Genomic DNA, 21645 nt, shown 5'->3' on the forward strand with positions numbered 1-21645 from the left:
GAGGTGTGCTGGCCGCCGCACGATGGCGCCCGCGCAAAAAACGTCAGCCAAACAACCGGGTGAAATCGTTGAACACGGCGATGGTCATCATCACCAGGAGCAGTGCGACGCCACCACGTTGCAGTCGCTCCATCCAGGCGTCGGACACGCCACGGCCGGTCACTCCCTCCCAAAGATAATACATCAGGTGCCCGCCATCGAGCACCGGCAGCGGCAGCAGGTTGAGCACCCCGAGGCTGACGCTGATCAGCGCCAGGAACACCAGGTAGGCGCTCAGCCCCATGTGCGCCGACTTGCCCGCGTAGTCGGCGATGGTGAGCGGCCCGCTGAGGTTCTTCACCGAGGCCTGGCCGATCACCATGCGCCCCATCATGCGCAGGGTGAGCGCCGACACCTCCCAGGTGCGCTGCACGCCGCGTGCCAGGCCTTCCCAGGGGCCGTAGCGCACCATCAGCATCTCGGGTGCGCCGCCCACCCAGGCGCCGATGCGCCCCGTCGGCTTGCCGTCTTGCACCCGCAGCTCGGGCGTGACGAGGATGTCGAGCACGCGCCCGCCGCGCTCAATCTGCCAGGTCTGGGCCAGCGGCTGGCCGTCCTGCACGCTGGCGCGGATCAGCGCGCGCAGCTGCTGGCCGTCGTGCACGCGCGCCGCGCCGATGCGCTGCACCACGTCGCCGCTGCGCAGGCCCAGGCGCTCGGCGGCGCCGCCGGGCACGAGCTCGCCCAGCACCGCGGGCGTCAAGGGGCCGGTGATGCCGATGTGGCGCAAGAGCGCGGTGTCCGGCTCGTGCGTCTCGAGCCGGGCCAGCGGCAGGCGCAGCAGCTCGGGCGCGGCGCCGGCTTCGCGGCGCAGCTGCAGCAGCACGTCCTGGCCGTCGAGCGCGCCGCGCACCAGCAGCCAGCGCAGGTCTTCGAAGGAGCGCACCGGCTCCAGGCTTTCGTCACCCAGCGCGGCGGCCAGCACCTGCTCGCCGCCCTGCACGCCGGCCAGGCTGGCGACGGTTTGCGGTTCGGGCCGCGCCAGGTAGGGCGCGGGCTCCATCACGCCCATCCAGTTGACCAGCGCGTACAGCAGCACCGCCAGCACCAGGTTGGCCAGCGGGCCGGCGGCGACGATGGCGGCGCGCGCGGCCAGCGGCCGGTTGTTGAAGGCCAGGTGGCGCTCTTCGGGCGCGACCGGCGCCTCGCGCTCGTCGAGCATGCGCACGTAGCCGCCCAGCGGAAAGGCCGCGAGCACGAACTCGGTGGGCGAGCCCTTGCGCTGCCAGCGCAGCAGCGGCTTGCCGAAACCTATGGAAAAGCGCAGCACCTTGACGCCGCAGGCCACGGCCACGCGGTAGTGGCCGTATTCATGCACGGCGATCAGCAGCGCCAGCGCGAAGAGAAAGGCAAGGACGGTGAGCAACATGGCATGGTTTCAAAAAACGAAGCTGCCGGCGCTGGTGCCATGCGGGTTTCAGATGTTTTTCTATCTGAAACCCTTATGAGGCAAGCGCTGGAAGCTCTCTTATTGCAAGCGCCCGGCCTGCTCGGCTGCCACCGCCCGGCTGTGCGCATCGAGCTCCAGCAGCGCCGCCAGCGAATCCGGCTTGGAGGGCGTGACGCGCTCCAAAGTTGCACGGTTGAGCGCATGAATCTGGTCGAAGCGGATGCGCCCGGCCAGAAAGGCCGCCACCGCCACCTCGTTGGCGGCGTTGAGCACCGCGGTGGTGCCAGGGGGCGCCGCCAGCGCCTGCCAGGACAGGTGCAGGCCGGGGAAACGCCGCGCGTCCGCCTCTTCGAAGGTGAGCGCCGCCAGCTGGCTGAAGTCCAGCGGCGCGGCGCCGCTGGCCACGCGCTCGGGCCAGGCCAGGCCGCAGGCAATCGGCACGCGCATGTCGGGCGTGCCCAGCTGGGCAATGATGGACGCGTCGACGAACTGCACCATGGAATGGATGATCTGCTGCGGGTGGATGACCACCTTGATCTGCTCGGGCGCCAAGTCAAACAGCCAGCGCGCTTCGATCACCTCCAGCGCCTTGTTCATCATGGTGGCCGAATCAACCGAAATCTTGCGCCCCATGACGAAGTTGGGATGCGCGCAGGCTTCATCCGGCGTGACGTCGCGCAACGTGGCCGGGTCGCGCGTGCGAAACGGCCCGCCCGAGGCGGTGAGCAGCACGTGGTCCACGCGCCGCGCCCAGCAGCCGCGGTCTTCGGGCAGGCTCTGGAAGATGGCCGAGTGCTCGCTGTCTATCGGCAGCAGCGTGGCGCCGCCCTCTTTCACCGCGCGCAGAAAGACCTCGCCGCCGACGACCAGCGCCTCCTTGTTGGCCAGCAGCAGGCGCTTGCCCGCGCGCGCCGCGGCGATGCAGGGCGCCAGTCCCGCCGCGCCGACGATGGCCGCCATGACCGCGTCCACCTCAGCATGCGATGCTATTTGTTCCAGAGCATCCGGCGCTTGCAGCACCTGGGTTGGCAGGCCATTGGCCTTGAGTTTTTCGGCCAGCTCGCGCGCATGCGCGCCGCTGGCCATGACGGCGTAGCGCGGCCTGAAGCGCGCGCACTGCGCCAGCAGCGCATCGACGCGGGTGGCGGCGCTGAGCGCGAACACCTCGTAGCGCTCGGGGTGGCGCGCGAGCACGTCCAGCGTGTTGGTGCCGATGGAGCCGGTCGAGCCCAGTATCGTGAGGCGCTGCTTCATGCTTGGGCGAATTCCGTGATCATCAGCGCCAGCGGCAGGGTGGGCAGCAGCGCGTCGATGCGGTCGAGCACGCCGCCGTGCCCGGGCAGCAGGCCGCTGCTGTCCTTGGCGCCGGCGCTGCGCTTGACCAGCGACTCCACCAGGTCGCCGACCACGCTCATCACCGCCAGAAAGAGCAGCGCCGGCAGCCACCACAGCGGCCCGCGCGCGGCCAGCACGCTGTAGAGGCTGGGCACGCTGGCCTGCCAATGCGTGTCGGCCCAGGCCCAGAGCAGCGCCAGCACCAGCACCCCGGCCATGCCGCCGAACACGCCCTCCCAGCTCTTGCCCGGGCTGATGGCGGGCGCGAGCTTGCGCCGCCCGAAAGTGCGCCCGGCAAAGTAGGCAAAGATGTCCGCCGCCCACACCAGGCACAGCAGTGACAGCAGGAAATTGATGCCCAGCGCGCGCGCGCGCGCCATCGCCAGCCACGCCAGCCACAGCGCCAGCAGCCCGCCCAGCAGGCGCAGGCCGCGCGCCACCTCCTGCCAGCGCCCCACCCCGCGCGCCAGCAGCCAGCCGCCCAGCACCACCCAGGCGGCGCCGGCCAGGGTCCAGAGCCAGGGCGGCGCGGCAAGGATCCAGCCGGCCCACCAGCTCGTCGCGCACAGCAGCGCACCGAGCGCGCCCAGCGCCAGCGCCGGGCCTTGCGCCAGGCCATTGAGGCGGCCCCATTCCCAGCAGCCGGCGGCGATCAAGACCAGCGTGAGCACGGCCAGCGGCACGAAGGACGGGTAGAACAGCGCCGGCAGCAGGACGGCCAGCAGCACCAGCGCGGTGAGGATGCGTTGCTTCAGCATGCGCGCTCCCGGGCCGCCGCGGTAGCGGCCAGTTGTTCGGAGATGCGCCCGAAGCGGCGCTCGCGCGCGCGGTAGGCGGCGATGGCCGCATCGAGCGCCTGCTCGTCGAAGTCAGGCCAGAGCGTGTCGGTGAAGTACAGCTCGCTGTAGGCCGCCTGCCAGAGCAGGAAGTTGCTGATGCGCAGCTCGCCGCCGGTGCGCACCAGCAGGTCGGGGTCGCTCACGTGGCCCATCGCCATGGCGCGCTGCAGGCTGTCTTCGGTGATCTGCGCGCCCTCGCGCGCCAGGCGCGCCGCGGCCTGGGCAATGTCCCAGCGCCCGCCGTAGTTGAAGCAGACGTTGAGCACCATGCGCGTGGCGCCGGCGCTGGCCGCCTCGCCCTGGGCCAGCGCCGCGCGCATGGCCTCGGACAGGCCGGCGCGCTCGCCCACGAAATGCAGGCGCACGCCGTCGCGCACCAGCTGCGGCACCTCGCGCAGCAGCGCCTTGCCCATGAGCTCCATCAGGCCCGAGACCTCGTCCTGCGGGCGGCTCCAGTTTTCCGATGAAAACGCGAACACGGTGAGCACCTGAACGCCGCGTTCGGCGCAGGCCTTGACGCAGCGGCGCAGCGACTCCACGCCCTGTCGGTGCCCCGCCAGGCGCGGCAGCAGGCGCCGCTGGGCCCAGCGGCCGTTGCCGTCCATCACGATCGCGACGTGATGCGGCACGGCCGCGGCGTCATGGGCATGCGGGGGTTGCGGGTTGAGGCTCATCGTGCGCGGGCCCGGGCCGCTGAACGCCAAACGCTCAAGGCCCGGCCTGACCTCAGACCGCCATGATGTCCTGTTCCTTGGCGGCAACCAAGGTATCGATCTCGGCGATGTGCCGGTCGGTGAGCTTCTGGATCTCGGCCTCGGAGCGCTTCTGCTCGTCCTCGCTCGCTTCCTTGTCCTTGACCAGCTTCTTGACCGCGTCGTTGGCGTCGCGGCGCAGGTTGCGCACCACCACCTTGGCCGATTCGCCCTCGGCGCGCACGATCTTGGTCATCTCCTTGCGCCGCTCTTCGCTCATAGGCGGCATGGGCACGCGGATCAGGTCACCCATGGCGGCGGGGTTCAGGCCCAGGTCGCTCTCGCGGATGGCCTTTTCCACCTTGGCCGCCATGTTCTTTTCCCAGGGCTGCACGCTGATGGTGCGCGCATCGATCAGCGACACATTGGCCACCTGCGACAGCGGCACCATGGAGCCGTAGTACTCCACGTGGATGGTGTCCAGCAGCGCCGGGCTGGCGCGGCCGGTGCGGATCTTGGTCAGGTTGTGCCTGAACGCCTCGACGGAGTGTTCCATCCTGGTCTTGGCGTTCGTCTGGATCTCGGCAATGGTCATGGATCAACTCCTGCGCGGCAGCGTGTGCCGCAAACACTCAAGCGTAAACCAGCGTGCCCTCGTCCTCGCCGAGGACGACACGCTTGAACGCCCCGGGCTTGAAGATCGAGAACACGCGAATCGGCAGCTTCTGGTCGCGGCACAGCGCAAAGGCGGTCGCGTCCATGATGCCCAGGTTCTTCACCATGGCCTCGTCGAAGGTCAGACTTGTGTAGCGCGTGGCATTCGGATCCTTCTTCGGATCGGCGCTGTAGACGCCATCGACCTTGGTCGCCTTGAGCACCAGGTCGGCGCCGATCTCGGCGCCGCGCAGCGCCGCCGCCGTGTCGGTGGTGAAGAAGGGGTTGCCGGTACCGGCGGCGAACACCACCACCTTGCCCTCTTCCAGGTACTGCAGCGCCTTGGGGCGCACGTAGGGCTCGACGACTTCCTGGATGCCGATGGCCGACATCACGCGCGCCGTCAGGCCCTGCTTGTTCATGGTGTCCGCCAGCGCCAGCGCGTTCATCACGGTGGCGAGCATGCCCATGTAGTCGGCGGTGGCGCGGTCCATCCCCTCGGCGCCGCCCGCGACGCCGCGAAAGATGTTGCCGCCGCCGATCACCACCGCCACCTCCACGCCCAGCTGCGTGACCTCGGCGATCTCCTGCACCATGCGCACGATGGTCGCGCGGTTGATGCCGAAGGCGTCGTCGCCCATGAGCGCCTCGCCCGACAGCTTGAGCAGGATGCGGTGGTGTGCAGGTTGGGCGCTCATGGCGGGTTCTCCGGGAAAAAGAGGGGCTGGCTGGGGCTCTGGCAGCGGCGATCAGCCGGCCGACTGGGCCGCCGCGACCTGCGCGGCCACCTCGGCGGCGAAGTCGTCCTGCTTCTTCTCGATGCCTTCGCCCACGACGTAGAGCGTGAAGCCCTTGATGGTGGTCTTGTGCTCCTTGAGCATCTGCTCCACGCTCTGCTTGTCGTTCTTCACGAAGGGCTGGCTCAGCAGCGTCACCTCCTTGAGGAATTTCTGCACCGAGCCTTCGACCATCTTGGCCGCGATGTCGGCCGGCTTGCCCGACTCGGCCGCCTTGGCCGCGGCCACGCTGCGCTCGGTCTCGATCAGGTCGGCGGGCACGTCGGCGGCGGTGAGCGCCCTGGGCTTCATCGCCGCCACGTGCATGGCCACGTCCTTGGCGGCGCTGGCCTCGCCCTCGTACTGAACCACCACGCCGATGCGCGTGCCGTGCAGGTAGTGCGCCAGCGGCGTGCCGGCAAAGCGCTGGAAGCGGCGCAGCGACATGTTCTCGCCAATCTTGCCGATCAGGCCCTTGCGCACGTCTTCGAGCGTCGGGCCGTAGCCGTCCTGCTCGTAGGGCAGCGCGGCCAACGCGGCCATGTCGGCCGGGTTCTTCTCGGCCACCAGGCGCGCCGCGGCATTGGCCATGGCGATGAAGCTCTCGTTCTTGGAGACGAAGTCGGTCTCGCTGTTGACCTCGACGATGGCGCCCAGCTCACCCTGCACCCAGGCCGCGATCACGCCCTCGGCGGTCACGCGCGAAGCCGCCTTGCCCGCCTTGGTGCCCAGCTTCACGCGCAGGATTTCCTCGGCCTTGGCCAGGTCGCCGTCGGCTTCGGTGAGCGCGCGCTTGCACTCCATCATCGGGGCGTCGGTCTTGGCGCGCAGCTGCGCCACCATGCTTGCAGTGATAGCTGCCATTTTTCTCTCCAGTTCAATCAGTTCGATAGCTAAAAAAATGGGGCACTTGCCAGGCCCCACTTTTTGCGTGATGCCTCACACGGGCAATGCCCGGTTTCAGGCGGCAGATTCCTGCACTTCGACGAATTCGTCCGAGCCTTCGCTGGCCACGGCCTTGGCCACGTCTTCCACGGCGTTGTTCTTGCCTTCGAGGATGGCGTCGGCAATGCCGCGCGCATACAGCGCCACCGCCTTGGCCGAGTCGTCGTTGCCCGGGATCACGTAGTCGATGCCGTCGGGGTTGTGGTTGGTGTCCACCACGCCGATCAGCGGGATGCCGAGCTTCTTGGCTTCGGAAATCGCGATCTTGTGGTAGCCCACGTCGATCACGAAGATGGCGTCGGGCAGCGCCGCCATGTCCTCGATGCCGCCGATGTCGCGCTCGAGCTTGGCCAGCTCGCGCGTGAACATGAGCTGCTCCTTCTTGCTCATGCTCTCCAGGCCCGCTTCCTGCTGCGCCTTCATGTCCTTGAGGCGCTTGATCGAGGTCTTGACGGTCTTGAAGTTGGTCAGCATGCCGCCCAGCCAGCGCTGGTCCACGTAGGGCATGCCGGCGCGCTGCGCCTGCTCGGCGATGAGCTCGCGCGCCTGGCGCTTGGTGCCCACCATGAGGATGGTGCCGCGGTTGGCCGCGAGCTGGCGCGCAAACTTCTGCGCTTCCTGGAACATCGGCAGCGTCTGCTCCAGGTTGATGATGTGGATCTTGTTGCGATGGCCGAAAATGAACGGGGCCATCTTGGGGTTCCAGAAGCGCGTCTGGTGACCGAAGTGGACACCGGCTTCCAGCATTTCACGCATGGTGACGGACATGAAGATACTCCAAAGGTTGGGTCTTAAATCCGGCCCGAAAATTGCGCTGCGCCCGCAAGGGGCAGCGGCAACACCTGGATGGGCCGGTTTGCGATTGGCTCTTCTGCCGCGCCCAAGGGTAAACCCGTAGGACAGCCGTGACAGAAAAACCCGTGGATTATAGCCGCGCGAACGCCCCGGGCGTGCGCCAGGGAGGCCGCCATGCGCGCCGTCGGCACGCTTGAGCGCCTGCCGCTGCACGCCAGCGCCGCCACCCGCGCCCTGGAGGCCGGGGCCGCGGCCCGCCTGCCCGCGCACACGCTGATGCAACGCGCCGGCCAGGCGCTGGCGGCGCTGGGGCACGCGCTTGCGCCCCACGCGCGCAGCGTCTGGGTGGTCTGCGGCCCGGGCAACAACGGCGGCGACGGCCTGCTCGCGGCAGCGCTGCTGCAGGGCCGCGGCCTGACGGTATCCGCGACGCTGCTGGCCGAGCCACGGCAGCTGCCCGAAGACGCCGCCTGGGCCTGGCGCCAGGCCTGCGCGGCCGGCGTGGCCTTCGTCGATGGCGCGCCCACGCTGGCCGCGCAGGACCTGTGCATCGACGCGCTGCTCGGCCTGGGCCTCACGAGCGCGGCGCGGCCCCAGCCGCCCGCGCCGCGCCTGCTGCAGGCGCTGCGCCAGCTGCGCGCCAGCGGCGCCACCGTGCTCTGCGCCGACCTGCCTTCGGGCCTGGTGGCCGACACCGGATGCCGGGCGCCAGGCTTCGAAGACCTGCCGCCGGCCGCGGGCGCGCTGCACACCTTGTCGCTGCTCACGCTGCACCCGGGGCTGTTCACCGCCCAGGGGCGCGACGCGGCCGGCACACTGTGGTGGGACGATCTGCAGACCGATACCAGCGCCGAACCGGCTTGCGCCCTGCTCTGCGGCCGGCCACGGCCCGCAGAGCGGGCGCACGCCAGCCACAAGGGCAGTTTTGGCGACGTGGCCATCCTCGGCGGCGAAGGCCTGAGCGCGCGCGGCATGGGCATGACGGGCGCGGCCGTGCTCGCGGGCCTGGCCGCCCTGCATGCGGGCGCGGGGCGGGTGCTGCTGGCCTTGCTGGACGATGGCGCCACCCAGGCACTGCCCGACTGGCCCGAGCTGATGCTGCGCCGCCCTGACGCGCTGGCGCTGCAGCACGGCAGCGTGGTCTGCGGCTGCGGCGGCGGGCTGGCGGTGGCGCCGCTGCTGGCGCGCGTGCTGGCCGAAGCCACGCGCCTGGTGCTGGACGCCGACGCGCTCAATGCGCTGGCGCAGAGCGCACCGCTGCAGCAGGCGCTGGCCGCGCGCGCCAGCCAGCCCGGGCGGGCGACGGTGCTCACGCCCCACCCGCTGGAAGCCGCGCGCCTGCTGGGCACGAGCGCGGGCGAGGTACAGGCCGACCGCCTGCGGGCCGCCAGCGCGCTGGCCGAGCGCTACCGCTGCACCGTGGTGCTCAAGGGCTCGGGCAGCGTCATCGCGGCCCCGGAGCAAACGCCGTGCATCAACCCCACGGGCAATGCCTTGCTGGCCACGGCCGGCACCGGCGACGTGCTCGCCGGACTCATCGGCGCGCGGCTGGCGGGCGCGCCCGCGGCGGATGCGGCCAGCGTCCAGCAGCTGGCCTGCGACGCCTGCTGGCAGCACGGAGCGCTGGCCGACCACTGGCCCGCCGGCCGTGCGCTGACGGCGGCGGCGCTGGCTCGGGCGCTTGCGCCGGCCGCGGGCTGAGGCGGCGGTCTCAGCGCTGCGGCGTGCTGGACTGCACCAGTTCGATGCGCCGCTGCAGCCCCTGGGCCAGCGCCGTGTCGCCGGTGGCGTGCGCGTGCTGCTGGCGCGCCAGCAGCCAGGCCAGCAAGGGGCGGCGCCAGCCCTGGGACGATGCCGCATCGACCGCCGCGACCAGCGTCTCGGGTGTGGCGCGCCCGGCCTGCAGCGCCGCGGCCGCGGCCACCAGGCGCGAGAGCGGATCGGCCACCGCGGCAATCGCCCCCACGTCGCGCGCCGGCGCCCGCTGGGCCTCGGGCAGCAGCGCGGCGCGCGCCGGCTCCAGCCGCCCGGCCAGGTAGTCGGCATAGGCGGCGTCGGCCGCGCTCGCGTCGCCGCGCAGCGCCGCAAAGTCCGGGCAGCCGGAAAAGGCCAGGCTCGCCGCCTCGGCAGCGCAGCGCGCCAGTGCCAGGCGCGCGGCCAGCTCGGGTTGGCCGGTGCGTGCCACCTCGGCGCGCGCGCGCTCCCATTCCAGCTCGGCCACGCGATCGTCACCCGCCAGATAGGCGCGCGTGGCGCGTTCGAGCGAGCCGTGGGCGTTCATCTGCCAGTCGGGCGTGGGCGGCGCGTTGCCGCAGGCCGCCAGCCATGCCGCGGCCAGGGCAGCGAGCGCCGGGAGGAGGATGCGGCGCGGTGTCATGGCAGCTTGAGCTCCGTGTCGCGCGCGAACGGCCACTTGCGGTTGACCTCGTCGATCAGATCCTGCACCTTGCGCAGGCTCGCATCCACGTCGGCGCGCAGGGCCGACAGGTCGGTGCTGGCTGCGCGCGCGTTCCTGCCCACGGCCTGGGCGTCGGCCAGCACCGCATCCACGCGCTTGAGGCTCTGGCGCGCGTCCTGCAGCAGGGCGCCGAGCTCGGTGGCGCCGGCGCGCACCTCGCTCATCAGGCCGGCGTCCCGGCCGGCGCCGAAGAGCTGGCGGTCGGCCTTGGCGCCCATGGTGTCCAGGCGCGCCATCAGCGCGTTGCTGCGCCGCAGCAGCTCGCTTGCCTGCTGCAGCAGCGCGTTGATCTGGCTGCTGCGCGCATCGTCGCCCAGCAGCGCCGCCAGCGCGCCGCCCGGGCCGTTGAACTTCTGCACCAGCAGGCGCACCTGCGCCAGCGTGGCGGCCAGCTCCGAGCCCTGTTCGGTCATCTGGTTGAGGTTGTCGAGCAACTGGCGCGCGCTGTTGAGGATCTGCGGCACCTCCGCGCCCACGTCGCCGCGGATCACCGGACGCTCGGCGCCGTCGCCCAGCGGCGGGTCGCTGAGCACGCCGCTGTAGGCCTTGATGGTGGTGCCGCCCACCAGGCCGCGCACCAGCGTGAACACGCTGGACTCGCGCAGCCAGTGCGCCTCCTTGCGCGCAACGTCGACCGCGATGTGCACGCTGCCGTCGCTGGCCAGGTCGATGTTGCGCACCCGGCCTATGGGGAAGCCGGAAAACGTCATGTCCATGCCCACGCTCACGCCCTCGGAATCATCGGTCACCAGCACCAGGCGCTGCGTTGCCTCGAAGGCGCCGCGCGCATACAGCAGGTAGAGCACCGAGCCCAGGATCAGCAGCGCGGTGAAGAACAGCAGGCCCAGGGCCTTCAGGCGCAGGTGCGCCACCGGGCGCAAGGGCTCTTCGGGCGGGTAGGCCGGTTCGGTCAGCGGGTCGACCATGATCACTCAGTAATAGTTGCCCATGAGGGAAATCGTCTCTATCAGCAAGAGTACGGCAAACATGCGTGCCAGGCTGCCCCCGCCCGCAGCGGGCGGCGCGGCGCTGCGGCGTTCGTGCGCGTGCAGGCCGCCGGCCAGCGGGATCAGCGCCACCGCCAGGCTGAAGAACAGCGTCTTGAGAAAGAACACCAGCGTGATCTGCGGCGTGAACACCTGGCCGAACATGCGGGTATAGCCGGCAAAGCCCGCGAGGTTGGCGCCATAGACGCCGATGTAGGCCATCACCAGGCCCACCACGCACGACAGCGCCGCCAGCGTGACGCTGGCGTAGACGCCCGCGACCGCGCGCGGCAGGACCTCGGTGCGCACGAAGGGTGTGGCCGGCATGCGCCGCAGGCGGCGCAGCTGCGCCACCTGTGCGCCGCTCGGTATCGTGGTGCGCATGGCCACGAACAGCGCCGCGGTCAGCGGAATGAGCTCCAGCACCAGCACGCGCACCACCATCTCCAGCGCGTAGCGCGACAGGCCGTAGCTGAAGGCGGTGACCACGACGATGCGCGTGAGCACCAGGCTGATGAGCGCCGCCAGCACCGTGAAGCCCAGCAGGATGGGCAGGGTGTCGCGCACGATCTGCCGCGCCATGCGCCCGCGCGCCTGCCGCCCCCAGCTGGACGGCGAAGCCAGCAGCACCAGCACCACCGCGCCCAGCTCCATGATGCGCCACCAGGCGATGGCCCAGCGCTGCGCGGCGCGCCAAAAGCGCTCCAGCCAGGGTGCGCGCGCCACCAGGGAGTTCATGCGCGCATCATACGAAAACGCCTGGTATTTCATGCAAAAACGGCCTGCAGCGCCCGCCCTGCAAGTGCCACAAACTATCAAAATAATAGTGTTCAGACGTGGCGCCGCACCGTGGCCAGCGGCTGGGGCACGGGTTCGGCGTCGGCGCGCCGGTGCAGCGCCTCGATCACCTGGCACTGGGCACCGGTGCCGTCGCAGCGGCCGCGCAGTTCCTTGAGGGCGCGCTCCAAGGCGCGCAGCTCCTGCAGGCGGGTGCGCACGTGCTCCAGGTGCTCGTCCAGCGTGGCGCAGGCGGCATGCGGCGCCGGCGCGCCCTGGGCGTCCAGCGCCAGCAGCGCGCGCACCTCGGGCAGCGACATGTCCATGGCGCGACACAGCCGCACGAAGCGCAGGCGGTGCACCTCGGCGTCGGTGTAGAGGCGGTAGCGGTTGTCCGCGCGTGCGCCCTCGGGCAGCAGGCCTTCGCGCTCGTAGTAGCGGATGTTGGCCGGCGACACCCCGGACAGGCGGGCGGCTTGCCCTATGCGGTGGCACGGGTATTCGGCGGGCATGCTTGACCTTCAAGTGACTTCACGGTTTCCAATGATGGCATGAAGCACGCAAGTCCCGCCCACGACCACCCCGGCCAGGCAAGGCCGACCAGCGCCTGCGCACCGCCCGCACACGCCGAGGGCGGGCATGCGCACGGCCACGATCACGATCATTCCGCCCTGCCCGGCTGGCCGCGCATCGCGCTGGCGCTGCTGCTCGCTGCGGGCGCCGAGGCCGCGCATGCGCTGGCGCTGGGCTGGCCCGGCATGCTGCTGGCCGTGGCGGCGATCGCGCTGGCGGGCCTGGGCGTGTACCGTGCGGGACTGCAGGACCTGCTGGCGCTGCGCCTGGGCATCAGCGCGCTGATGACCGTCGCCGTCACCGGCGCGGTGCTGATAGGCCAATGGCCCGAAGCGGCGATGGTGATGGCGCTCTACGTGGCGGCCGAGCGGCTGGAGCACGGCGCCATGGACAGGGCGCGCCACGCGATCCGCGGACTGCTCGCGCTCGCGCCCGAGATGGCCGAGGTGCTGCAGCCCGACGCCAGCGTGCGGCGTCTGCCCGCGGCCCAGGTGCAGCCGGGCAGCGTGCTGCGCATCGCCCCCGGGGCGCGCGTGCCGCTGGACGGCACCGTCACCCGGGGCAGCAGCAGCGTGAACCAGGCGCCGATCACCGGCGAGAGCCAGCCGGCGGACAAGACCGTGGGCGACGCGCTCTACGCCGGCAGCATCAACCAGCAGGCCGAGCTGCAGATGCGGGTCACCGCCGCGGCCGGCGGCACGCTGCTGGCGCGCATCGTGCACGCGGTGGAGCAGGCCCAGGCCAGCCGCGCGCCGACGCAGCGCTTCGTCGACCGCTTTGCCGCGGTCTATACCCCCATCGTCTTCGCGCTGGCGCTGCTGCTGGCCGTGCTGGCGCCCCCGCTCATGGGCTGGAGCTGGCAGCAGGCCGTCTACCAGGCGCTGGCGCTGCTGGTCATCGCCTGCCCCTGCGCGCTGGTGATCTCCACCCCGGTGACGGTGGTGAGCGCGCTCACCGCGGCCGCGCGCCGCGGCATGCTCATCAAGGGCGGCAGCGCACTCGAGAGCGCGCGCAATCTGCGCGCGATCGCGCTGGACAAGACCGGCACGCTGACCACCGGCCAGCCCACGCTGGTGCACTGGCAGGCGCTGGGTGAAGACGCCGATGCGCCCGCCCGCGCGGCGCAGCGCGCGCTGCAGCTGGCCGCGCGTTCGGACCACCCGGTCTCGCGCGCGATCGCGGCGGGCCTGGAGGCCGGCGCGGCGCAGGCGGCCGATGAGGTGCTGTCCTTCACCGCCCTGCCCGGGCGCGGCGTGCAGGCCGAGGTCGCCGGTGCCCCCTGGGCGCTGGGCAACGCCCGGCTGGCCGCCGAGCGCGGCCTGCTCACCGAAGGGCTGAAGCTGCTGCTGGCCGAGCAGGAGGCGCGCGGACGCACGCTCACCCTCCTGATGAGCGCCACGGCCGTGCAGGCGCTGTTTGCCGTGGCCGACCCGCTGCGCCCGCACGCGGCCGAGGCGGTGGCGCGGCTGCAGGCGCTGGGCATCCACACCGCGGTGCTCAGCGGCGACAACGACGCCACGGTGCGCGCCATCGCCGCGCAGGCGGGCATAGAGGACGCGCGCGGCAGCCTGCTGCCCGAGGACAAGCTCGGCGCCCTGGCGGCCCTGCAGCGCACGCATGGGGCCACCGCCATGGCCGGCGACGGCATCAACGACGCGCCGGCCCTGGCCGCCGCCGACCTGGGGTTTGCCATGGGCGGCCAGCATGCCAGCGGCATGGCCATGGAAACGGCGGACGTGGTGCTGATGAGCGACGACCTGCACCGCCTGGCCGACACCGTGCAGCTGTCGCGGCGCGCGCACCGCGTGCTGTGGCAGAACATCGGCGCCGCGCTCCTGGTGAAGGCCGCGTTCTGTGCTCTGGCGGTGCTGGGCATCGCCACCATGTGGATGGCGGTGGCCGCCGACATGGGCGTGAGCCTGCTGGTCATCGCCAACGGCCTGCGGCTGCGCCGCGCGCCCATGGGCCACGCCAGGCAGGCCGCGCCCGGCATCGGCGTTGCCGCGGCCGTGCAAAATCCCTGAACCGCCGGCGCCCCGCCCCGCGCTCGAACCAACTTGCCCCATGACCCAGCACACCCGCACCGAAGACGCGCTGGCCATCGTCACCGGCGTGACGCTGGTGTCCACCGGCATCGCCTTCCTGGCCAAGGCCGGTCTCTTGACCGGCGGCATCGCCGGGCTGAGCTTCGTGCTGCACTACAGCACGGGCTGGAGCTTCGGGCTGCTGTTCTTCGTGCTGAACCTGCCCTTTTATTGGCTGGGCCTGCGCCGCATGGGCTGGCGCTTCACGCTCAAGACCTTCGCCGCGGTGGCGCTGCTGTCGCTGATGACCGAGGCGCAGCTGCGCTGGCTGCACCTGTCGGACATGGCCATGCCCTACGCCGCGCTGGTCGGCGGGCTGATCATGGCCATGGGCTTTCTGGTGCTGTTTCGCCACCAGAGCAGCCTGGGGGGCATAGGCATCCTGGCGCTGTACCTGCAGGAGCACCGCGGCTGGCGCGCGGGCAAGGTGCAGATGGCCGTGGACAGCGCCATCGTGGCCACGGCGCTGGTGACGCTGGCGCTCGATCGCGTGCTCTGGTCGGTGGTCTGCGCGGTGGTGCTCAATCTGGTGCTGGCGATGAACCACAAGCCGGGGCGCTATGTGGCTGCCTGAGAGCCGGTTCACGATCTTTGCGCGGTGTCCGCAAGGCGGCAAAAACCGCAGCCAAGGCAGCCGGCGCGGAACTCCGCAGCCCGCTGCCGGTCAGAGCAGCGCGCTCTTGCCCGGCGCATGCCAGCCGCCCCCTTTTTGATCGATCACCGCAGGAGAGTCCCTGATGTCCACGCTCGCACCCACCCGCCGCCAGATGCTGGCGTCCGCCGCAGGCCTGGCGGCGCTGGCGGCCGGCGCCGCGCCCGCCGCCCAGCCCATGGTGCAGGTCTGGAAAGACCCGAGCTGCGGCTGCTGCAAGGACTGGATCGCGCACATGCAGGCCAACGGCTTTGCCACCACGGTGCATGAAAGCGGCAACGCCGGTGCGCGCGCCCGGCTGGGCCTGCCGCGCGAGCTCGGCTCCTGCCATACCGCGCTGGTCGAGGGCTATGTGCTCGAAGGCCACGTGCCGGCCCGCGACGTGCAGCGCCTGCTCAGTCAGCGCCCCAAGGCGCTGGGCCTGGCGGTGCCGGGCATGCCGGTGGGCAGTCCCGGCATGGACGGCCCCGCCTATGGCGGGCGCAAGGACGCCTACGAGGTGCTGCTGGTCAGGCGCGCCGGCAAGGCGGGCGAGGCAAGCACCGAGGTCTTCGCGCGCTACGGCTGAAACCCGCGCTCACAGCGGGTGGACGACGAGCTTGAACTCCACGTCGTCGTCCACGGAGCGCACTTCGAAGCCGATGCGGCGCATCAGCTTGAGCATCTTCACGTTGCTCGCCAGCACCAGGCCCTGCATCTCGCTGAGCCCGCGCTCACGCGCCACGTCCATGATGGACAGCATCAGGCGCGCGCCCACCCCGCGGTTGGCGAAGTCGTCGGCCACCACCAGCGCGAACTCGCAGCTCGTGTGGTCCGGGTTGGCCACGTAGCGCGAGACGCCGACGATGCGCTGGCTCAGTCTGGTCTCGCCGTCCTCGCCGGTCTCGCGCTCCTGGTGCACCGCCACGAGCGCCATTTCGCGGTCGTAGTCGATGAGCGTGAAGCGCGCCAGCAGCGAATTGGGCAGCTCGGACATCGGCGAGACGAAGCGAAAGTAGCGGCTCTCGGGCGAGAGCTCGCGCACCAGGCGCTGGATCATCTGCGCGTCGTCGGGGCGGATCGGGCGCACCAGGTATTCGCCGCCGCCCTGCAGCGGCCACAGCTGCTCGTAGCGCTCCGGGTAGGGCAGGATGGCCAGGTGGCCGTAGTAGTTGCCGCTGCGGGCATCGTGGCCGCCAGCGGCGGCCACCTCGCGCACCACGATGCGCGCATCGACCGCGATCGCCCCCGTCTCGTCGGTGATGATGGGGTTGATGTCCATCTCGCGCAGTTGCGGCAGCGCGCAGACCATCTCCGAGACGCGCAGCAGCAAGTGCTCCAGCGCCTCCACGTGCACGGCCGCGGCGCCATGCCATTCGCCCAGGGTTTCGGCCACGCGCGAGCGCTGGATCAGCCGGCGCGCGAGGAACTGGTTGAGCGGCGGCAGCTCCATCGCGCCGTCGCGGATCAGTTCGATCATGGTGCCACCCGCGCCGAAGGTGATCACCGGGCCGAAGGGGTCGTCGGTCACCAGGCCGATGCAGACCTCGCGCCCGCGGCGCAGCCTGGCCATCTTCTGCACCGTCACGCCGTTGATGCGCGCCTGGGGCTGCAGGCTGGCCACGCGCCGCACCATCTCCTCATAGGCGTCGCGCACCGCCGCGCCGCTGTGCACGTTGAGCATCACGCCGCCGACGTCGGACTTGTGCGTGATGTCGGGCGAATCGATCTTCAGCGCCACCGGAAAGCCGATCTGCGTGGCGATCATCATGGCCTCGCGGCTGCTGCGCGCCAGCAGCGTGTTGGTCACCGGGATCTGGAAGGCCGCCAGCAGCGTCTTGGACTCCATCTCGGTGAGCGTCTGGCGCCGCTCGGCCAGCACGCTCTCGATCAGCAGGCGGGCGCTGTCGATGTCGGGCTTGAGCATGCCGGTCAAGGGCGGCGGCGTCTGCTGCAGCAGCTGCTGGTTCTGGTGGAAGGAAGCGATGTTGCCGAACGCGCCCACCGCCGCCTCGGGCGTGCGGAAGGTCGGAATCTGCGCGGCGCGCAGCACCTCGCGCGCCGGCAGCACCGAGGCGTCGCCTATCCAGCTGGTGAGCAGCGGCTTGCTGGCCTTCTTGCGCGCCTGCGCCGTCGCCTCGGCCACGGCCGTCGCGTCGATGCCGAACTTGGGCGAAAAGATGGCCAGCACGCCGTCCACCTGCCGGTCGGCAAAGGCCGCTCCCAGAGCCAGGGCGTAGTGTTCGGGCGTGGCTTCCTCGGACAAGTCCACCAGTTCGCACAGCGTGGCCAGCGGCGGCAGCTCTGGGGCGAGCGCCGCCACCGTCTCCGGCGACAGGTGGGCCAGCTCCAGGCCGATCTCGTTGGCCCAGTCGGCCGCCAGCACGCCCGGCCCGCCGCCGTTGGTCACGACGCACAGGCGCCGGCCCACTGGCCGGTAGCGCGAGGCGAGGCACTTGACGGCCGAGAACAGCGCCACGAAGGAGCGCACCCGCACCGCGCCGGCGCGCCGCAGCACCGCGTCAAAGACCTCGTCGCTGCCGACGATGGCGCCGCTGTGCGTCTGCGCCGCCGCGTTGCCCGCTGGCTTGCGCCCCGCCTTGAGCACCACCACCGGTTTGGCAAACGCCGCCGAGCGCAGCGCGCTCATGAAGCCGCGCGCGTTCTGTATGCCCTCCATGTAGACCGCGATGCTGTGCGTGTGCGGGTCGTGCGAGAGGAAATCCAGCGCCTCGTTGAGCCCGAAGTCGGTGTGCGGCCCGATCGAGATCACGCTGGAAAAGCCCACGCCATTAGTCACCGCCCAGTCGAGCATGCCGGTGGCCAGCGCCCCCGACTGGCAGATCAGCCCGAGCGAGCCTTCGCGCGCCAGCGGCCCGACCGCGCTCGCGTTCAGCCTGAGCGAGGGCCGCTGCAGACCCAGGGAATTGGGGCCCAGCAGGTAGATGCCTTCGCGGCGCGCCACCTTGCGCCACTGCTGCGCCAGCGCCTCGTCGACCCCGCCGGAGAGCACCAGCGCGCTGCGGCAGCGGATGCGCCCGACGACGGCCAGCGCCGCCGGCACGTCCGCGGGCGGCAGCGCGATGACGGCCAGGTCGGCCCGTGTCTGCGCCAGCTCCGCGAGCGTGCCGCTGGTGCGCACGTCCAGGTACTGCAGCGTTCCCGCGTAGCGCTGCGCCTGCAGCGCCTCGTGCAAGGCCCGCGCCTGGGGCGTGAGCTGTTCGGGCGCATTGCGGTCGCCGGCGAAGACCACCAGCGAGGCGGGGGCAAACAGGGGGGTGAGGTAGTGCGCTTCTTTCATGGCGACTTGAGGCTGGGTGTGCGGCGCATCCGCGGGGCCCGCGCCGGCGGGCGATCACGGCAGTCCGGGCGGAGCTGACACCCGATTGTGGGGCAGGCGCCGACGGCCTGCCAGCGGCTCAGACAGGCGCGCTCAATCGGTGTCCGCCGGCTGCTCGGCCGCCGGTGCGCCCGCCCCATCGCCGGGCTGCGCCGTGTCCGGTGTTTCGGACGACGATCCCTTGGAGAGCTTGCGCTTCATTTTTTCTTCCTTTTTCCGCTTTTTTTCACGTTCGCGTTGACGTTTTTCGAATGAATAATTGGGCTTCGCCACTCATGCTCCTGGATAAAGAAAATCGCGGCAATGATACCGCACGCGGCGGCCCGGCCGCGGGACAGGCTGCACGAGCGCGTCGCCCCGGCCTGGCCATTCGAGTGCGGGCCTGGACGCAGCGAATATGAAAACGCCGCAAGATATCAATTCAATTACCCTGTCCGCGCAAATCGGCGTGCGCAAGATAATCGAACATCAATATCCGAAAACCGATTATCCAATTCAATCCGCCGGCGTATCGCGATATGGTGCCAATATCTGCGCGCCATCCGCGGCACCGCCGCCGCACAATTGCGCCAGCGCCTGCGCGGTACGCCGCGCGGCGCCACGGTGGTGCGCGATGAAAGCGCTGCCCTGCTCCAGCACCTGCTCGCGCGCGCCGGGCTCCTGCAGCAGCGTGCGCGCCTGCGCCAGCGCGGCCCCCATGTTCGCCACGCGCAGCGCCGCGCCGGCCTGCACCGCGCCTTCGGCAGCTTCGGCGAAGTTGAAGGTATGGGGCCCGAGCACCAGAGGGCAGCCGCAGGCGATGGCCTCGATCAGGTTCTGTCCGCCCAGCGGGGCAAAGCTGCCACCCAGCAGCGCCACGTCGGCCAGGCCGTAGTACAGCGCCATCTCGCCCATGGAATCACCCAGCCAGACGTCGGCTGCCACTGGCGCCGTATCCCAGGCGCTGCGCCGCGACACGGTAAGGCCCGCGGCCGTGCACAGCGCCGCCACCTCATCGAAACGCTGCGGATGGCGCGGCACGAGCAGCCATTGCACATCCAATGAATTGATAGCTGCAAGCGCTTTCCCAGCAAGGGCTGGAGGCCGATTTGGCTTGATGTTTTCCAGCCAGAGCGCTTCTTCCCCCTCGCGCGTGCTCGCCAGCAGCACCACGGGGCGCGCGCTGCCAGCGCGCCAGGCGCGCCCGCGTGCGAGCAGCGCGGCGTCCGGTTCGGCGTCGAACTTGAGGTTGCCGTACACCCCGGCCACCGGCGCGCCCAGCGACGCAAGCCGACGCGCATCCTGCTGCCCCTGGGCCCAGACCGCGGCCAGCCCCGCATAGGCGGGGCGCGCCAGCCAGGCCAGGCGCTGGGCGCCGCGCAGGGACTTTTCATTCAGCCGCGCATTGGCCAGCGCCAGCGGCACGCCCAGGCGGCGGCAGCCGGCCACCAGATTGGGCCAGACCTCGGTTTCCATGAGCACGCCCACGTCGGGGTGAAAGTGGCGCAGGAAGCCCTGTACCGCGCCCGGCGTGTCCCAGGGCAGCCAGGCCTGAAGGTCGCCCGCGCGCAGCAGGCGCACGCCTTCGGCGCGCCCGGTGGCGGTGCCGTGGGTCAACAGCAGCTGCATGCCCGGCAGCGCCTGGCGCAGCGGCCCAAGCAGGATGGCCGCCGCCCGGGTTTCGCCCAGCGACACCGCATGCAGCCAGACGCGCGGGCCGCTGGCGCGCGCCGGCGGCACATCGGGGTAGCGGCCGAAGCGTTCATGCAGCGCCAGCGCATAGCCGGGTTCGGCGCGGGCACGGCGCGCGAGCTTGCGCCTGAGCAGCGGCTGCGCGAGCCAGGCGAGCAGGCTGTAGAGCGCCAGCGCGATACGCTGCATGCAGGCGCGCTTCAGTGTGCCGCGCTGCCCGGCTCCGCGCCGGGCTTGACGCGCCGCAGCAGCGCCAGCATGTCCGCGCGGATGCGCGCGAGCGCCGCTTCGCTCTGGCCCTCGAAGCGCAGCACCAGCACCGGCGTGGTGTTGCTCGCGCGGATCAGGCCGAAGCCGTCGGGCCAATCCACGCGCAGGCCGTCCATGGTGCTGATCTCGGCCGGCGGCGTGAACACCTCGGGCGCGAGCGCCTGAAGCTGCTGCGCGAGGCGATGCGGCTCGCCTTCGCTGCAGGCCACGTTCAGCTCCGGCGTGCTGTGGCTGCTGGGCAGGGCCTGCAGCGCCGCGCTCGGGTCGCGTTCGCGGCTCAGGATCTCCAGCAGGCGGCAGCCCGCATAAGTGCCGTCGTCAAAGCCGTACCAGCGCTCCTTGAAGAACAGATGGCCGCTCATCTCGCCACCCAGGGGCGCATCGACCTCGCGCATCCTGGCCTTGATCAGCGAATGGCCGGTCTTGTACATCAGCGGCACGCCGCCGGCCGCGCGGATGGCGGGCGCCAGGCGCTGCGAGCATTTGACGTCGTAGACGACGGTGGCGCCGGGCACGCGCGCGAGCACGTCGCGCGCCAGCAGCATGAGCTGGCGGTCGGGGAAGATGGTTTCGCCGCTGCGCGTGACGATGCCCAGGCGGTCGCCGTCGCCGTCGAAGGCCAGGCCCAGCTCGGCGTCGCTTTCCTTGAGCGCCCGCACCAGATCGCGCAGGTTCTCGGGCTTGCTCGGGTCGGGGTGGTGGTTGGGAAAGCGCCCGTCCACCTCGGTGAAGAGCTCGACCACCTCGCAGCCCAGCGCGCGAAAGATGTCCGGCGCCGAGGCGCCCGCCACGCCATTGCCGCAGTCCACGACGATCTTCATCGGCCGCGCCAGGCGCACGTCCTGCACGATGCGCTGGCGGTAGGCGGGCAGCACGTCGGCGCTGCGCAGCGCGCCGCGCGTGGCCTCGGGCCAGCCGCCGGCCTCGATGGCGCGGCGCAGCGCCTGGATTTCCTCGCCATGGATCGCGCGCCCGGCCAGCACCATCTTGAAGCCGTTGTGGTCCGAAGGGTTGTGGCTGCCCGTCACCTGGATGCCGCTTTCGCACAGCGTGCTGGCGGCAAAGTAGAGCATGGGCGTGGTGCTCAGGCCGATGTCGATCACGTGCGCGCCGGCCTGGCGCAGGCCATCGATCAGCGCCGCGGCCAGCGCCGGGCTGCTCAAACGCCCGTCGCGCCCCACGGCCACCACCTGCTGGCCCTGGGCCAGGGCCGCGCTGGCGAAGGCCAGGCCCACGGCGCGCGCAACGTCCTCGTCCAGCGTGGCCGGCACCACGCCGCGTATGTCGTAAGCCTTGAAAAGAGACGGCGCAGGCTGCACGCCGGATTCCTGGTGCGTTGTCATCGCCCGCATTGTAGAAAGCGCCGTCGGCGACAGGGCCGGCCCGGGCG

Annotated in this window: 20 protein-coding genes; 4 read left to right on the top strand and 16 right to left on the bottom strand. The window is 71.1% G+C overall.

Going from position 1 to position 21645, the window contains the following annotated elements; genetic code table 11:
• Positions 1-43: 43 nt before the first annotated feature.
• From rseP to rpsB, 8 genes are all read right to left on the bottom strand, one after another.
• Positions 44-1408 (bottom strand): RIP metalloprotease RseP, encoded by a 1365-nt coding sequence (gene rseP / locus FOZ74_RS01990; RefSeq protein ID WP_146911497.1) that lies wholly within the window; start codon positions 1406-1408, stop codon positions 44-46.
• Positions 1409-1507: 99 nt separating this feature from the next.
• Positions 1508-2683, bottom strand: a complete 1176-nt coding sequence (gene ispC / locus FOZ74_RS01995) for a 1-deoxy-D-xylulose-5-phosphate reductoisomerase (RefSeq protein WP_146911498.1) — start codon at positions 2681-2683, stop codon at positions 1508-1510.
• A complete protein-coding gene (locus FOZ74_RS02000) occupies positions 2680-3522 on the bottom strand; it encodes a phosphatidate cytidylyltransferase (protein ID WP_146911499.1) in 843 nt (280 codons plus the stop codon). The genes ispC and FOZ74_RS02000 overlap by 4 nt, the downstream gene beginning before the upstream one ends.
• Positions 3516-4277 (bottom strand): polyprenyl diphosphate synthase, encoded by a 762-nt coding sequence (uppS, locus tag FOZ74_RS02005; RefSeq protein WP_146911500.1) that lies wholly within the window; start codon positions 4275-4277, stop codon positions 3516-3518. Before uppS ends, FOZ74_RS02000 begins: the two co-directional genes overlap by 7 nt.
• A gap of 52 nt (positions 4278-4329) precedes the next feature.
• Entirely contained in the window at positions 4330-4890 is a 561-nt protein-coding gene (gene frr / locus FOZ74_RS02010; RefSeq protein WP_146911501.1) for a ribosome recycling factor, read from the bottom strand.
• Positions 4891-4927: 37 nt separating this feature from the next.
• On the bottom strand, positions 4928-5647 hold the full coding sequence (gene pyrH / locus FOZ74_RS02015; RefSeq protein ID WP_146911502.1) for a UMP kinase: 720 nt from the start codon (positions 5645-5647) through the stop codon (positions 4928-4930).
• A gap of 51 nt (positions 5648-5698) precedes the next feature.
• Positions 5699-6589, bottom strand: a complete 891-nt coding sequence (gene tsf / locus FOZ74_RS02020) for a translation elongation factor Ts (RefSeq protein ID WP_146911503.1) — start codon at positions 6587-6589, stop codon at positions 5699-5701.
• A 96-nt stretch (positions 6590-6685) separates the two neighbouring features.
• Positions 6686-7438 carry a 30S ribosomal protein S2 gene (gene rpsB / locus FOZ74_RS02025; protein ID WP_146911504.1) on the bottom strand — a complete coding sequence of 251 codons (753 nt, stop codon included), beginning with the start codon at positions 7436-7438 and terminating at the stop codon, positions 6686-6688.
• A gap of 201 nt (positions 7439-7639) precedes the next feature.
• Between rpsB and FOZ74_RS02030 the strand changes: the two genes are divergently transcribed.
• On the top strand, positions 7640-9166 hold the full coding sequence (locus FOZ74_RS02030) for an NAD(P)H-hydrate dehydratase (protein ID WP_146911505.1): 1527 nt from the start codon (positions 7640-7642) through the stop codon (positions 9164-9166).
• Positions 9167-9176: 10 nt separating this feature from the next.
• Here FOZ74_RS02030 and FOZ74_RS02035 read toward each other — a convergent pair whose 3' ends face one another.
• The 4 genes from FOZ74_RS02035 to FOZ74_RS02050 all read right to left on the bottom strand — a co-directional run bounded on the left by FOZ74_RS02035 (position 9177) and on the right by FOZ74_RS02050 (position 12198).
• Positions 9177-9842: a hypothetical protein gene (locus FOZ74_RS02035; RefSeq protein WP_146911506.1), complete on the bottom strand. Its 666-nt coding sequence runs from the start codon at positions 9840-9842 to the stop codon at positions 9177-9179.
• Entirely contained in the window at positions 9839-10849 is a 1011-nt protein-coding gene (locus FOZ74_RS02040; RefSeq protein WP_146911507.1) for an MlaD family protein, read from the bottom strand. The genes FOZ74_RS02035 and FOZ74_RS02040 overlap by 4 nt, the downstream gene beginning before the upstream one ends.
• Positions 10850-10855: 6 nt before the next feature.
• Positions 10856-11647: an MlaE family ABC transporter permease gene (locus FOZ74_RS02045; protein WP_146911508.1), complete on the bottom strand. Its 792-nt coding sequence runs from the start codon at positions 11645-11647 to the stop codon at positions 10856-10858.
• Between the two features lie 92 nt (positions 11648-11739).
• Positions 11740-12198 carry a MerR family transcriptional regulator gene (locus FOZ74_RS02050; RefSeq protein WP_146911509.1) on the bottom strand — a complete coding sequence of 153 codons (459 nt, stop codon included), beginning with the start codon at positions 12196-12198 and terminating at the stop codon, positions 11740-11742.
• Between the two features lie 39 nt (positions 12199-12237).
• Here FOZ74_RS02050 and FOZ74_RS02055 point away from each other — a divergent pair, with 39 nt between their 5' ends.
• From FOZ74_RS02055 to FOZ74_RS02065, 3 genes are all read left to right on the top strand, one after another.
• Complete coding sequence (locus FOZ74_RS02055; RefSeq protein WP_146911510.1) at positions 12238-14283, top strand: heavy metal translocating P-type ATPase; 2046 nt, start codon at positions 12238-12240, stop codon at positions 14281-14283.
• Between the two features lie 40 nt (positions 14284-14323).
• A complete protein-coding gene (locus FOZ74_RS02060) occupies positions 14324-14917 on the top strand; it encodes a YitT family protein (protein WP_146911511.1) in 594 nt (197 codons plus the stop codon).
• A gap of 163 nt (positions 14918-15080) precedes the next feature.
• Positions 15081-15563 carry a DUF411 domain-containing protein gene (locus tag FOZ74_RS02065; protein ID WP_146911512.1) on the top strand — a complete coding sequence of 161 codons (483 nt, stop codon included), beginning with the start codon at positions 15081-15083 and terminating at the stop codon, positions 15561-15563.
• Positions 15564-15572: 9 nt separating this feature from the next.
• Here the strand turns inward: FOZ74_RS02065 and FOZ74_RS02070 are convergent, their stop codons facing one another.
• The 4 genes from FOZ74_RS02070 to FOZ74_RS02085 all read right to left on the bottom strand — a co-directional run bounded on the left by FOZ74_RS02070 (position 15573) and on the right by FOZ74_RS02085 (position 21574).
• The gene (locus FOZ74_RS02070; RefSeq protein WP_146911513.1) at positions 15573-18275 is read right to left on the bottom strand and encodes a bifunctional acetate--CoA ligase family protein/GNAT family N-acetyltransferase; all 2703 of its coding nucleotides are present in this window, start codon (positions 18273-18275) and stop codon (positions 15573-15575) included.
• 132 nt (positions 18276-18407) lie between these two features.
• Positions 18408-18587, bottom strand: coding sequence for a hypothetical protein (locus tag FOZ74_RS02075; protein WP_146911514.1), 180 nt, complete (start codon positions 18585-18587; stop codon positions 18408-18410).
• Positions 18588-18809: 222 nt separating this feature from the next.
• Positions 18810-20174 carry a 3-deoxy-D-manno-octulosonic acid transferase gene (locus FOZ74_RS02080; RefSeq protein WP_146911515.1) on the bottom strand — a complete coding sequence of 455 codons (1365 nt, stop codon included), beginning with the start codon at positions 20172-20174 and terminating at the stop codon, positions 18810-18812.
• Positions 20175-20185: 11 nt separating this feature from the next.
• Positions 20186-21574, bottom strand: coding sequence for a phosphomannomutase/phosphoglucomutase (locus FOZ74_RS02085; protein ID WP_146914040.1), 1389 nt, complete (start codon positions 21572-21574; stop codon positions 20186-20188).
• Positions 21575-21645 lie beyond the last annotated feature (71 nt).

The organism is Comamonas flocculans, from assembly GCF_007954405.1.
Taxonomy (GTDB): Bacteria; Pseudomonadota; Gammaproteobacteria; order Burkholderiales; family Burkholderiaceae_C; genus Comamonas_C; species Comamonas_C flocculans.

What these genes read in the sequence shown, in the direction of transcription:
- FOZ74_RS02035 (WP_146911506.1), bottom strand. Translation starts at nt 9,842, where the DNA reads ATGACACCGCGCCGCATCCTCCTCCCGGCGCTCGCTGCCCTGGCCGCG.
- FOZ74_RS02080 (WP_146911515.1), bottom strand. Translation starts at nt 20,174, where the DNA reads ATGCAGCGTATCGCGCTGGCGCTCTACAGCCTGCTCGCCTGGCTCGCG.
- FOZ74_RS02060 (WP_146911511.1), top strand. Translation starts at nt 14,324, where the DNA reads ATGACCCAGCACACCCGCACCGAAGACGCGCTGGCCATCGTCACCGGC.
- FOZ74_RS02000 (WP_146911499.1), bottom strand. Translation starts at nt 3,522, where the DNA reads ATGCTGAAGCAACGCATCCTCACCGCGCTGGTGCTGCTGGCCGTCCTG.
- ispC (WP_146911498.1), bottom strand. Translation starts at nt 2,683, where the DNA reads ATGAAGCAGCGCCTCACGATACTGGGCTCGACCGGCTCCATCGGCACC.
- uppS (WP_146911500.1), bottom strand. Translation starts at nt 4,277, where the DNA reads ATGAGCCTCAACCCGCAACCCCCGCATGCCCATGACGCCGCGGCCGTG.
- rpsB (WP_146911504.1), bottom strand. Translation starts at nt 7,438, where the DNA reads ATGTCCGTCACCATGCGTGAAATGCTGGAAGCCGGTGTCCACTTCGGT.
- FOZ74_RS02070 (WP_146911513.1), bottom strand. Translation starts at nt 18,275, where the DNA reads ATGAAAGAAGCGCACTACCTCACCCCCCTGTTTGCCCCCGCCTCGCTG.
- rseP (WP_146911497.1), bottom strand. Translation starts at nt 1,408, where the DNA reads ATGTTGCTCACCGTCCTTGCCTTTCTCTTCGCGCTGGCGCTGCTGATC.
- tsf (WP_146911503.1), bottom strand. Translation starts at nt 6,589, where the DNA reads ATGGCAGCTATCACTGCAAGCATGGTGGCGCAGCTGCGCGCCAAGACC.
- FOZ74_RS02050 (WP_146911509.1), bottom strand. Translation starts at nt 12,198, where the DNA reads ATGCCCGCCGAATACCCGTGCCACCGCATAGGGCAAGCCGCCCGCCTG.
- FOZ74_RS02045 (WP_146911508.1), bottom strand. Translation starts at nt 11,647, where the DNA reads ATGAACTCCCTGGTGGCGCGCGCACCCTGGCTGGAGCGCTTTTGGCGC.
- pyrH (WP_146911502.1), bottom strand. Translation starts at nt 5,647, where the DNA reads ATGAGCGCCCAACCTGCACACCACCGCATCCTGCTCAAGCTGTCGGGC.
- FOZ74_RS02065 (WP_146911512.1), top strand. Translation starts at nt 15,081, where the DNA reads ATGTCCACGCTCGCACCCACCCGCCGCCAGATGCTGGCGTCCGCCGCA.
- FOZ74_RS02055 (WP_146911510.1), top strand. Translation starts at nt 12,238, where the DNA reads ATGAAGCACGCAAGTCCCGCCCACGACCACCCCGGCCAGGCAAGGCCG.
- frr (WP_146911501.1), bottom strand. Translation starts at nt 4,890, where the DNA reads ATGACCATTGCCGAGATCCAGACGAACGCCAAGACCAGGATGGAACAC.
- FOZ74_RS02040 (WP_146911507.1), bottom strand. Translation starts at nt 10,849, where the DNA reads ATGGTCGACCCGCTGACCGAACCGGCCTACCCGCCCGAAGAGCCCTTG.
- FOZ74_RS02030 (WP_146911505.1), top strand. Translation starts at nt 7,640, where the DNA reads ATGCGCGCCGTCGGCACGCTTGAGCGCCTGCCGCTGCACGCCAGCGCC.